The sequence below is a fragment of the Vibrio sp. 779(2023) genome (genome assembly GCF_033344285.1).
Taxonomy (GTDB): Bacteria; Pseudomonadota; Gammaproteobacteria; order Enterobacterales; family Vibrionaceae; genus Vibrio; species Vibrio alginolyticus.
In genome coordinates, this window is the sequence record NZ_JAWPOM010000018.1 from 57855 (window position 1) to 69988 (window position 12134).

General features: G+C 43.4%; 10 protein-coding genes. 4 read left to right on the forward strand and 6 right to left on the reverse strand.

Going from position 1 to position 12134, the window contains the following annotated elements; all coding sequences use genetic code 11:
* Together R8O70_RS19095 and R8O70_RS19100 are read left to right on the forward strand one after the other, a co-directional pair.
* Complete coding sequence (locus R8O70_RS19095) at positions 1–1272, forward strand: YeaH/YhbH family protein (protein WP_005378448.1); 1272 nt, start codon at positions 1–3, stop codon at positions 1270–1272.
* An 11-nt stretch (positions 1273–1283) separates the two neighbouring features.
* On the forward strand, positions 1284–2843 hold the full coding sequence (locus R8O70_RS19100; RefSeq protein ID WP_005378449.1) for a SpoVR family protein: 1560 nt from the start codon (positions 1284–1286) through the stop codon (positions 2841–2843).
* A 78-nt stretch (positions 2844–2921) separates the two neighbouring features.
* On the opposite strand, the gene kdsB is transcribed toward R8O70_RS19100, so the two are convergent.
* Genes kdsB through msbA form a run of 4 tightly spaced genes read right to left on the reverse strand, consistent with a single transcriptional unit; the run spans position 2922 to position 6598 of the window.
* Positions 2922–3677: a 3-deoxy-manno-octulosonate cytidylyltransferase gene (gene kdsB / locus R8O70_RS19105; protein WP_318184319.1), complete on the reverse strand. Its 756-nt coding sequence runs from the start codon at positions 3675–3677 to the stop codon at positions 2922–2924.
* A complete protein-coding gene (locus tag R8O70_RS19110; protein ID WP_009707122.1) occupies positions 3677–3856 on the reverse strand; it encodes a Trm112 family protein in 180 nt (59 codons plus the stop codon). Before R8O70_RS19110 ends, kdsB begins: the two co-directional genes overlap by 1 nt.
* Positions 3837–4844 carry a tetraacyldisaccharide 4'-kinase gene (gene lpxK / locus R8O70_RS19115; RefSeq protein WP_017634739.1) on the reverse strand — a complete coding sequence of 336 codons (1008 nt, stop codon included), beginning with the start codon at positions 4842–4844 and terminating at the stop codon, positions 3837–3839. The genes R8O70_RS19110 and lpxK overlap by 20 nt, the downstream gene beginning before the upstream one ends.
* Positions 4845–4849: 5 nt before the next feature.
* Entirely contained in the window at positions 4850–6598 is a 1749-nt protein-coding gene (gene msbA, locus R8O70_RS19120; RefSeq protein ID WP_033905044.1) for a lipid A ABC transporter ATP-binding protein/permease MsbA, read from the reverse strand.
* 345 nt (positions 6599–6943) lie between these two features.
* Between msbA and R8O70_RS19125 the strand changes: the two genes are divergently transcribed.
* Positions 6944–7933: a glycosyltransferase family 8 protein gene (locus R8O70_RS19125; protein WP_033905043.1), complete on the forward strand. Its 990-nt coding sequence runs from the start codon at positions 6944–6946 to the stop codon at positions 7931–7933.
* Between the two features lie 3 nt (positions 7934–7936).
* Here R8O70_RS19125 and R8O70_RS19130 read toward each other — a convergent pair whose 3' ends face one another.
* Entirely contained in the window at positions 7937–10222 is a 2286-nt protein-coding gene (locus tag R8O70_RS19130; RefSeq protein ID WP_171345293.1) for a DNA internalization-related competence protein ComEC/Rec2, read from the reverse strand.
* Positions 10223–10230: 8 nt separating this feature from the next.
* Here R8O70_RS19130 and R8O70_RS19135 point away from each other — a divergent pair, with 8 nt between their 5' ends.
* A complete protein-coding gene (locus R8O70_RS19135) occupies positions 10231–10740 on the forward strand; it encodes a DUF2062 domain-containing protein (protein WP_005387834.1) in 510 nt (169 codons plus the stop codon).
* 148 nt (positions 10741–10888) lie between these two features.
* Here R8O70_RS19135 and lolE read toward each other — a convergent pair whose 3' ends face one another.
* Positions 10889–12133, reverse strand: coding sequence for a lipoprotein-releasing ABC transporter permease subunit LolE (gene lolE / locus R8O70_RS19140; RefSeq protein ID WP_033905042.1), 1245 nt, complete (start codon positions 12131–12133; stop codon positions 10889–10891).
* Position 12134: the final 1 nt, after the last annotated feature.

The window sequence follows — 12134 nt, forward strand, 5'->3', positions numbered from 1 at the left end:
ATGGCGCAATTTATAGACCGAAGGCTCAATGGCAAGAACAAGAGCGCTGTTAATCGACAGCGCTTCTTGAAGCGCCACAAAGAGCAAATAAAAGAGTCGGTAGCAGACGCAGTGAATCGACGCTCGATTACGAATACGGAAACAGGCGAAGACGTCTCTATCCCTCACAAAGACATCAACGAGCCTATATTTCATCAAGGCAAAGGTGGTGTTCGCGAACGAGTTCATCCCGGTAACGACCAATTCATTACTGGTGATAAAATTGAGCGTCCCAAAGGTGGCGGTCAGGGTAGCGGCTCAGGAGAAGGGAACGCCAGTCCAGATGGAGAAGGCCAAGACGAATTTGTATTCCAAATATCAAAAGATGAGTACCTCGATATTTTGTTCGAAGATCTCGAGCTGCCTAATCTAGAAAAAAACCAAATTGCCAAAATCACTGAATGGAAAACACACCGTGCAGGCTTTCAAACTGCCGGTATCCCTTCCAATATCGCCGTAGTACGTTCTCTGCAACAATCTCTTGCGCGCCGTACTGCAATGACTGCTGGTAAGAAACGACTTCTTAAAGAGTTAGAAGACGAACTTGCTCGCATCAAAAATATTGAACCTGCTCAGCAGTTTGAAGAGAACCGCTTGAAGGCTGAAATTGAAGAACTGCGCAAGAAAATCGAAAGCGTGCCTTTCATCGATACCTTCGACTTACGCTTCAAGAACTATGAGAAACGCCCGGTACCATCGAGCCAAGCGGTCATGTTCTGTCTAATGGACGTATCCGGTTCGATGGATCAGGCAACGAAAGACATCGCAAAACGCTTCTATGTTCTTTTGTACTTGTTCTTAACTCGTACCTACGAGAATGTCGAAGTCGTCTTTATCCGCCACCATACCCAAGCGAAGGAAGTGGACGAGCACGAATTTTTCTACTCACAAGAAACCGGGGGTACCATTGTATCTAGCGCGCTCAAGTTAATGGATGAAATAGTAAAAGAGCGATACCCGATTGGTCAGTGGAACATATATGCAGCTCAAGCATCCGACGGTGACAACTGGGCAGATGATTCGCCAAGATGCCGGGATCTGTTAGTGAACAAATTACTTCCAAACTGTCAGTACTACTCTTACATAGAGATCACGCGGCGCTCGCACCAAACTCTATGGCATGAGTACGAAAAACTCACTGAAGAGTTTCCTAATTTCGCAATGAAAAACATTCGCTCTGTGGAGGATATTTTCCCAGTCTTTCGTGAACTATTCCAAAAAGAAACGGCGTAAGGAGGCTAGCGATGAATACCGCAACGAGAAACCTCTCAGGAGAGGCGCCTAAGAAGCGTAACAGTAAAGTGTTGCCAGATGGACCAGATTGGACATTTGAGCTGTTAGAGCGATACCACAAAGAAATTAAGCGTGTCGCGGAGCATTATCGCCTAGACACTTACCCTAACCAAATAGAAGTGATTACTTCAGAGCAGATGATGGATGCCTATTCAAGTATCGGCATGCCAATCAATTACAACCACTGGTCATTTGGTAAAAAATTCATTCAAACAGAGCAGAACTATAAACATGGTCAAATGGGGTTAGCCTACGAGATTGTGATTAACTCCGACCCTTGTATTGCTTATTTGATGGAAGAAAATACGGTAACAATGCAAGCACTCGTGATAGCGCACGCGTGTTACGGCCATAACTCTTTTTTCAAAGGTAATTACCTATTCCAAACGTGGACTGACGCCAGCTCTATTATCGACTATCTGCTGTTCGCGAAAAAGTATTTAGCCGAGTGTGAAGAACGGTATGGCGTAAAAGAAGTGGAAAAGCTGCTCGACTCTTGTCATGCGTTAATGAACTTTGGTGTAGACCGCTACAAGCGTCCAGAGAAAATCTCAATTACAGAGGAAAAAGCAAGACAAGAAGAACGCGAAGCATACCTACAATCTCAAGTTAATGAGCTTTGGCGCACCGTACCGACAGCCAAGACGAAAGAGGAAGACATTAAAGAGCGATTCCCAAGCGAGCCTCAGGAAAACTTGCTCTACTTCTTCGAAAAACATGCGCCGTTGCTAGAGCCGTGGCAACGTGAAGTTGTTCGGATCGTCCGTAAGATCAGTCAGTATTTTTATCCGCAAAAACAAACGCAAGTCATGAATGAGGGCTGGGCAACGTTCTGGCACTACACCATACTCAACCATCTTTATGATGAGGGCTTGGTGTCTGAAAAATTCATTCTAGAGTTCTTACATAGCCACACCAGTGTCGTGGCTCAGCCGCCTTATAACAGTCCTTACTTTAATGGCATTAACCCCTACGCGTTAGGCTTTGCCATGTTCCGAGATATTAAGCGTATCTGTGAAGAACCAACTGATGAGGACAAAGAGTGGTTTCCAGACCTAGCAGGAACCGACTGGTTAGATGCAGTGCATTTCGCGATGCATAATTTCAAAGATGAAAGCTTTATTAGCCAATACCTTTCTCCGAAATTAATGCGTGATTTCAAGTTGTTTGCGATCAACGATGATGATCATAAGAACTTTATTGAAGTCGCTGCGATACACGATGAGATGGGTTATAAACGCATTAGAGAAACCCTAGCCGCTCAGTACAACTTATCTAATCTTGAGCCAAACATTCAGGTGTTTAATGTCGATGTCCGTGGTGATCGATCGCTTACGTTGCAGTACGTTCCTCACAACCGCATCCCACTTGATGATAGTTACGAAGAAGTTCTAAAGCACGTGTATCGATTATGGGGCTTTGATGTCATTCTCCAAGAAGTGAAAGACACCGGTCACCGAGAGGTCTTAGCGACCTGCCCTAAACGGAACCAATACGACACTAACATTTAACTAATACCGCGATACAAGTAAAACAAAAGGCTCCTAATTCAGGAGCCTTGTTTATTCTTAAATCTATATGAGCATTTGTTACGCTTGCTTTGCAACAATCGCGCGCACGGCTTCTAGGTCTTCGGGCGTATCAACCCCTGCCGCTGGTGCTTCTTTCGCTACCGCCACATGAATTTTTTCACCGTACCAAAGCACTCGCAGTTGCTCAAGACACTCAATCTGCTCTAATGCACTTGGTGCCCAGTTGACATACGTATTAATGAAACCAGCTCGATAAGCATAAATACCAATATGACGCATTAATGGGTTGGCAATGGTTTTGTCTTGTTTAGCAAAGTTATCGCGATCCCAAGGGATGGTTGCTCGACTAAAGTACAACGCATAGCCTTGCTCATCTGCGACAACTTTAACAGCGTTCGGGTTGAACACTTCCTCTTCCGAGTCTATTTCTACAGCTAACGTCGCCATCGGGGCTTCACACCCTGATAAGTTATCAGCAACCTGACGAATGATGGACGGCGGAATCAAAGGCTCATCCCCTTGCACATTAACAATAATGTAGTCTGACGGAATAGCCATCTTTTCAACAACTTCTGCAAGACGCTCCGTACCTGATTCGTGCTGGGGAGAGGTCATACAAACTTTACCACCAAATGACGAAACCGCTTTCGCAACACGCTCGTCATCAGTTGCAACGATGACATCTTCCGCACCCGCTTGTAGCGCTTGTTCATAAACCCACTGAACCATAGGCTTACCACCAATATCCGCTAGCGGTTTACCAGGCAAACGGCTCGATGCGTAGCGCGAAGGGATGACAACCGTAAAAGACATTAGCGTCCCTCATCCATGCTCATAGCGCGAGCTTCAGGCTCTAGCAGAACTGGAATACCCTCTTTGATCGGGTAAGCAAGGCGATCCAATTTGCAGATCAACTCTTGATTATCTTTATCGTACGTCAGCTTACCTTTGCAAACAGGGCAAGCTACAATCTCAAGTAGACGGTGATCCATAAGCCGCTTTAACCTCTTTTATTCTATTTAAAATTTGCTCTGCATCGTTTGACTCAAACTGGGCAGATACAGGCAGATACCACCAATTATCTTGCGCATAATGGCTGCACTTGACGGCATCTTTCTCGGTCATAATCACATTGGTCCCTTGTTGAGCCAATGCTTCTAATTCTTGTTGATCAAAGTCTTGATGGTCAGCAAAACCTTTTGTGACTTTAACATTTGCGTTCATCGAGTTTAGTGTATGAAAAAAACGCGGAGGATGCCCAATGCCCGCAAATGCGACGAGATCTTTCAACTCCGAGACATCCACATGTTGCTTAGTCTTAAGATTAATAGCTTTAGAGGGTGCTAAAGCCATTGCGATTTCGCCCGTATGCGCTTGACCGCCATTGGTGATGATAAAGTCGACTTCTTTAAGTCGCTCAATACCTTCACGTAAAGGACCTAATGGAATCAGGCTTTCATTCCCAAACCGGCGATTCCCATCCACAATCACTAACTCAATATCACGGCCTAACGCATAATGTTGTAATCCATCATCCGTAATTATGATATCCACATCCAAATCTAGCAGTGCTTTCACTGCATTTGAACGCACAGGATCTACCGCAACAGGTGCTCCTGTACGGCGATGAATCAACTTAGGTTCATCGCCACAATGCTTCGCTGGCGTATCTTCTTTTAGCACTAACGGATAGGCAGGAGCCTTTGCCCCATAACCACGAGAAACAACCCCCGGCTTAAAGCCCATTTGCTGTAGTTGCTCAACAAGCCACACAACAACTGGTGTTTTACCATTGCCACCAGCAGTGATATTGCCAACCACAACAACAGGTATAGGCGCATTATAAGCTTGCTTGCGGCCAGTTTGGTATTGCTTTCGCTTTGACTTGCTTATCGCTCCAAATAATAAACTCAGTGGCCACAAAAGCGGCCACAAGAGATATTTTATTGGATGGCTTTCAAACCAGATTTTTTCAATCACCGCGCTTATTCACCAAACTGAATACGGTGCAATTGTGCATACGCACCATTTTTCTCAATAAGCTCAGCGTGGTTGCCACGTTCAATGATGGCACCATCATCAACCACAAGAATTTCATCGGCTTTCTCGATTGTGGATAAGCGGTGCGCTATTACAAGTACCGTTTTGTCTTTTTGCAGCTCATCAAGTGCAGCTTGAATAGCTCGCTCGGATTCAGTATCCAAAGCTGAAGTTGCCTCATCAAGAATTAGCACTGGAGCATCACGCAATAGAGCTCGCGCAATCGCAACACGTTGGCGTTGACCACCAGACAAGCTAGCACCATTTTCACCAATCATCGCATCTAGTCCGCCATCCATCTTACTGATGAACTCCATCGCATGCGCGAGTGTTGCCGCTTTCTCGATATCACTGCGCTCGTATTGGCCATCCGTTGCGTACGCAATATTGTTTGCTATCGTGTCATTAAACAAATGAACATTTTGCGATACTAGTGCAAATTGCTGACGTAAATTCTTTAGCTCGTAATCACGAATATCATGCCCATCTAATGTGATAGATCCACTGCCAACATCATAGAAGCGGTTGAACAAGTTCGCGATGGTACTTTTACCTGAGCCAGAACGGCCAACTAGCGCCACCGTTTTTCCTCTTGGAATATCGAAGCTGACATTTTCCAATGCTGGTTTTTCTGCGCCAGTGTAAGTAAAGCTTACGTTTTTAACCGAAACATCGCCATTTGCGCGTTCAACTGTCAACTTACCTTCGTTTTTCTCAGGCTCGAGGTCAATTAACGCGAAGAGCGTTTGGCTCGCGGCCATACCACGTTGGAACTGAGAAGTAACGTTAGTCAGCGCTTTAAGTGGGCGCATCAGACCAAACATTGCAGAGAACACAACAGTAAATGTACCTGGAGTCAGTTGCTCTTTAATCGAATCAATACTTGCTAAATAAAGAACGGCAACAATTGCAAGTGATGCAATCATTTGGATGATAGGGTTAGCCGCCGCTTGAGCCGTCACCAACTTCATGCTTTGTTGACGCATTTGGTTGCTGACTTTTTCAAATCGTTGACGTTCGATGTCTTGGCCGCCATAGCTCAACACAACTTTATGGCCTTTCAGCATCTGCTCTGCTGATGCAGTTACGTTACCCATCATGGTCTGCATATTTTTGGATATTTTTCTAAAACGTTTAGAAACAACACCAATACCCCATGCCACAACGGGAGCAACAGCAAACAGCACTAGCGACAATTGCCAGCTGTTGTAAAACATCAAGACTAACAGACCAATGATACTTGCGCCTTCACGGACAATGCTCACCAACGCTTGGCTAGTTGCCGCTGACACTTGCTCTGAGTCGTAGGTTATACGCGACAATAAATTGCCCGTCTTTTCCTTATCAAAGTAAGACACCGGCATATGCATAAAGTGATTGAACACCATGCGACGGACTTGCATAACTACGTTGCCAGATACCCAACTCAAACAGTAGGTGGAGACAAATCCACTTATGCCACGAATGAACATCATAGCAAAAATAATCAATGGAAGCGTGCGTAAAAAATCAGACTCAGCGTTCCCAAAACCTTCATCGAGTAGCGGTTTTAGCAAGGAAATCATATAAGTATCTGATATTGCATTAATAACTAATGCTAAAACAGCAACGATTAGGCCAGATTTATAAAGGCGTATAAATTGCCAGAGACGCTTAAACGTCTGCCAAGTCGTTTCATCAGTATTTGTTGACATAGAAGTGCTTTGTTTTCTTACATTAAGGCATTCATTCTACTCTGTTAGCGCTCATATGCCTATCCCTAGAACGTACACTAAGTTTGCTAACGTATAAGACTGCCACTTTTACCCAGTAGATCTCCAATGTGTCATTGGCTAACCTACTCTGACTCAACTGATATTCAATCTTAAATATGAAAATTGGGGGATCAAGCCTCATCGTGAAGCAAACTTGACCATCGTACCTGTTCATCTACTGATAAACATTAATAAATGTGTTATGTCCACTTAGAGAAAGTCTTTTAGTCTTTTATATTTCGCTCTATACTCTTGATATGTTCATTCTTATTTACAATAAAAAATATGCAAGTCATTCCCATTGTTCATTGCTTTGATAACAACTATGTTATTCCAGCTGCAGTAGCATTCTATTCTTTGCTTGAGAAATCAGATAAAAACTACAAATACCAGATATATGTCTTACATGAAGATATTACGCTGCTAAATCAAGAAAAATTAAAAAAAACCATACAAAAATTCAAAAACTCAGAACTTATTTTCATTAATTTCAATGAAAATGTCGACTTTGAAAATGATTGGAAAAACATAAAGACAAAAGGTCATTACTCTAAAGCTATGTTTTACAAACTTAGTATTTCAAGTTTAATTAAAGAACATAAAAAAATGATCGTATCTGATGTCGATGTTATTTACTTAAATGACATTTCAAAAGATTTTATAGAATATAATAACAACGATGATAATAATTATATATCAGGGGTATTCTCCGTAGATAAGATCCTAAGCTATAATGATGTTTATAAAAAGAGTTTTTCTAATGAAGAGATTAGCCAACTGAAAATAGGTGCTGGATACTTTTTTATGAATGCCGATCTCATTAGAAAAGATAATTTAGAGAAAAGGTTTAAAGACTACCTCGAAAAAAACTCTCACAGATTAATACAGCCAGAACAAGACGTTCTAAACTTCTGTTGTCACCCTAGAGTTGGAAAATTACCCTTAAGAAACATGGTTTGTAACTATGTGTATAGTATGTATGACAGAAAAGAGTTTGTGGATGAGGTTAACTATACTAAAGAAGAATTATTGGATGCATATGATAATCCGATTCAACTCCATTACGCATCAAGAGTAAAACCATGGAACAAATTAGATTCTATAAAAGCTAACTTGTGGTTAGAATGTATACTTAAGACCGAGTTTTTCGAAGACTACTTTTCTAGCTTAGAGCAACTAGCCAGACCAAATGGTGAAAAGAAACTATTTAGTTTTACACTACCATTAAAAAAGAATAAAAAATTCAGGTTGGATATATTAAAAATAAAAAGCTAAAACTTACAGACCTAATTCGACATTAGGTCTTTTTATATTAGTTCCGCTACGCAGCATCTGCCTATACCAAGGCTCAAATGTATCGCTACGTTTGGTTTCTGAGCGCCAATTATCACGGTGAATAAAGAAGCTTACCTGACCACCCTCACCAGTATCAAGCCAAGTAACGCCAAGCTTTCGGTATGAAGCAACGACATTTTCCGCTGGCATTCCCCATCGATTGTTTTTTGCTAAAGAAGCAACTGCCACACTCGGGCTCACCGCCTCAATAAATCGAGGATTCGATGAACTTTTACTCCCGTGGTGAGGGACTAGCATCACATCGCTTTGTAACTTTCCGGGTTCTCTAAGCAAAATCCACTCGCTAATGGCCTCAATATCACCAGTAAAAAGCATACTAAAGTTAGAAATAGGGTCAGTAAGTCGTAATACACAGGAGTGCGGATTATACGCACGTTGAACAAGTGCAGGAGGCCAGAGCACTTCCATGTTTAATCCTTGCCATTTCCATTGGTCGCCTCTAGTGCAAGGCTCATATTCGATAAAGAATTGACTACTAAGTTTACGCTGTGGAGAAAAGGCATCTTCAATGAAAAAGCGGCCGCCTGCGTGATCATTATCGGAATGGCTTAGAATCAGTGTATCTATGCTTTCATAACCTCGTTGATGCAAAACCGGAGTGACGACCTGCTCTGCGATACTGCCGCTTTGCCATGCTTTACCAGTGTCATACAGCAACACCTTGTCGTCTTTTTCTACAACCACTGCAAGGCCATGACCTACATCTAATACATCGATACGCCAATGCGGTTCATACTCCGCTGCAAACTTGATACTAATAACGATGCCGAGTAACAAATACCACGCGTAATGAGACATGAACCGTTGAAATATTAAGCAAACCACTATCACCATAACCAGCATTGTCATTTCCATGCTAATGGGTTGCCAAGAACCTACTGCGTACTGTATTGACGTGCTCAATGGCTGTAATGACCAGTCCACCAAATGCCACAGAGGCTTCGCTATCATTTCAAGAAACAAAGATGAGAACAGGGCTAGAAACATCAAAGGTACAACGATAAATCCGAACCAAGGAATAAATACCAAGTTGTAGGCTATTGAGGACAAACTAAAACCGGAGAAGAAATGGCCACTAACAGGTACGATTAAAGCGCTCAACATCAATTGAGTAAGCAATAACGCTTTTAATCGCGCTTTCCAACCTCCCCTTTGATGTCGAATCAAATTAATTGCGAACAATACCGCACAAACGGAGAGGTACGATAACCAAAAGCTCATACTGTAGGATGCAAAAGGTTGGACAAGCAGTTGTAGAGATACTGCAAGCAAAAGAACTCGCCAAGAAGTCCAGTGCACCAGAGTATACTTCAGGAGAACGTAAACAACGCATACCGACACTGCTCGCGTAGTAGGCAGAGAGAAATCCGCTAACCAAGCGTAGGCAACAGCGAAGATCAGCCCATATAAGCTAGGTAACAACTGGTATTGGGGTAATAGATAACGAACGGTACCGCCCACGACTAGCCCAAAAGTAAACGCCATACCAATATGTAAACCAGAAATGGAGACCAAATGCAGTAAACCACTGTCCCTGAGCGCTTGCCAATCTTCCTTAGACAACCAAGAACGGTCAGCAAAAACTAACGCACTTATTAACGAGAAATGATGAAGGGAAGACACATCATCAGCGACATCGGCAATAATGGATTGACGCAGAGATACATTAGAACGAACAATCCACTTAGCATCTTTGTTAACAACCGCTCGGGCGATAATATTTTTACCCATCGCGTGCTTTTCAGCATCAAAGCCAGCTTCGTTGCGTAGACCTGTAATCGGCTTTAACGAGATGGATGTCGTAAACTCACTGTTAACATCGAGTGGAAAAGGCGTAATAAGACGGATTTTAGGTTTAAGAAAAGGTAACAGAGTTTGAGAATTTACCGCTTCTATAGCGACAATACCTTCATAACCGTGACTTATTTGCGTAAAAGGGCTGTCAACTTTACCAATTATGGTAATATTCTCCCCTGCTTGAAAAAGGGCTTGTCTCTGAGACTCCAATACATTGCCGTGGACGATGACAACCATAAAGCCCGCAATTGCGCCTATGCTAATTAAGCCACGACGTAATTTGATTATTGAGCCAGTGGTTATTATTCCCAGCAGCAACCAACGCCAATCTGGTATTGTCGGCCACCAAGCTGACGAGATTACGCTCGCTACAAATAACGCCAAGGTCCAACTTTTTTCTGAGAGAGTCATGCTGTCCTATGCCTAGAAAGCTGATAAAACGCTTCATGCCAGATCATGAATTGATCAAACGCCAAAAAGCATTGAAGGTCTTCGGCAATGTGTTGTACAACCCAAACTTGTGGTGCTTAAACCGCCGCTCGGCATCAGGGGCTTTTGCTGTCGGGTTATTTATGGCTTTTGTTCCGCTGCCGAGCCAAATGATCATGGCCGCTGGTTTGGCCATTATGTTGGGTGTCAATCTGCCCCTCTCCGTCGCTTTGGTATGGATCAGCAATCCTATCACTATGCCTGTGCTATTTTACTTTGCGTACAAGCTAGGTGCTCTAGTGATGCGTCTTCCCCCGCAACCTTTTCACTTTGAACTATCGTGGGAATTCATCATGCAGCAAATGAGCACCATTGGACCTCCATTTCTATTGGGCTGCGCAATTTGTGGGGTTGTATCCGCGATTATTGGCTACTTCGGAATTCGAGGGCTTTGGCGCTACTCAGTGGTACGGAGCTGGCAAAAACGCAAAATAAGATAAGACCTTACTGCGTAAAAATCAGCATTTGAGCTATCAGTTGAGGGGCATCTAACAGTTAGAATGAAACGCGATGTTACTCAAGTCGGATAAATACAAAAAAGGACCGAATTCGGTCCTTTTTGTTTTTCGCATACTGTAAAACAATCAGCTATTTAGAACTCAGTACAGCCGCCGGATTCAACCTTGCGGCACGCGAAGCAGGATACCACGTCGCAAGTAAACTAAGCACTATAGCCGTCACTGACACCAATGCCACATCTGGCCAGTGTAGTTGTGATGGTAAGAAGTCGACGAAGTAAATATCACCCGATAAAAACTGATGACCAATTAAGCTCTCTAACCCTTTAATTAGCGGAGTCAGGTTTAACGCCACTAAGACACCGATAACACTGCCGACGAGACTGCCAAATACACCAGAGAATACACCTTGCCAAACAAAGATCCGTTTGATTAGGCTATCTTTTGCTCCCATTGTTCGCAAAATTGCAATTTCCGCCGCTCGGTCTTTCACTGCCATCATCAACGTAGACACAATATTAAAACATGCCACGCCAATCACCAGTACCATCACCAAGTACATAATGGTGCGCACGAGCTGAATATCGCGATACAAAAAACCAAACTTTTGCTGCCAGCTTTTCAAATACACGTAAACATCAACCATGCTACCAACCTCGCGAACAATAGAAGGCGCATTGAGAACATCGTCAGTTTTTAGTGAAATGCCTGTGACCCCTTCCCCTAACCTCGCGTATTGCTGCGCATCAGCTAATGGTACTAACGCTAGAGAGTGGTCGATTTGGCCATTCAACGTTAAGAACCCTGACACCTTCACGCGCACACGCTTAGGAGCCTGCACTTTATTTGCGCCGCCTGTTTGCGGAATCATTAACGTAACATAATCCCCCACGGCGACATTTAGCTCGTTTGCTACACCTCGGCCTAAGATCACTTGCTGCTGACCGGCATAAAAGTTTTGCCAAGCTGCTTGGTCAATAAAATTCGATAAGCTCGACACCGCTTGCTCGAAAGTAGGCTCTACACCACGAACTTCTATCGCTTTTAGCTTACTGCCTTTTTCTGCCAAGCCCGTAAAACGAACGTACGGTGCTGCCGCAACAACATGTTCATGTTTTAGAGCTTGATTCATCGTTTTGGTGTAGTCCTGAAGTGGTCCATTAACACCTTCTAACTCGCCGTGTGGAATCACAGACAACACACGCGATTGCAGCTCGCGCTCAAAGCCATTCATTGCAGACAAACCGATAATGATCACAGCAACGCCAACCGCAATACCAATGGTCGAAGAAAGCGATATGAAAGACACCATCTTGTTGCGCTTTTTCGCTCGACTGAAGCGACCACCAATCATCAAAGCTAAAGAGGTAAACAAA

Coding starts and splice junctions, on each gene's coding strand:
- R8O70_RS19095 (WP_005378448.1), top strand. CDS start 1: ATGGCGCAATTTATAGACCGAAGGCTCAATGGCAAGAACAAGAGCGCT.
- R8O70_RS19135 (WP_005387834.1), top strand. CDS start 10,231: ATGCCTAGAAAGCTGATAAAACGCTTCATGCCAGATCATGAATTGATC.
- kdsB (WP_318184319.1), bottom strand. CDS start 3,677: ATGTCTTTTACGGTTGTCATCCCTTCGCGCTACGCATCGAGCCGTTTG.
- R8O70_RS19125 (WP_033905043.1), top strand. CDS start 6,944: ATGCAAGTCATTCCCATTGTTCATTGCTTTGATAACAACTATGTTATT.
- R8O70_RS19100 (WP_005378449.1), top strand. CDS start 1,284: ATGAATACCGCAACGAGAAACCTCTCAGGAGAGGCGCCTAAGAAGCGT.
- R8O70_RS19110 (WP_009707122.1), bottom strand. CDS start 3,856: ATGGATCACCGTCTACTTGAGATTGTAGCTTGCCCTGTTTGCAAAGGT.
- msbA (WP_033905044.1), bottom strand. CDS start 6,598: ATGTCAACAAATACTGATGAAACGACTTGGCAGACGTTTAAGCGTCTC.
- R8O70_RS19130 (WP_171345293.1), bottom strand. CDS start 10,222: ATGACTCTCTCAGAAAAAAGTTGGACCTTGGCGTTATTTGTAGCGAGC.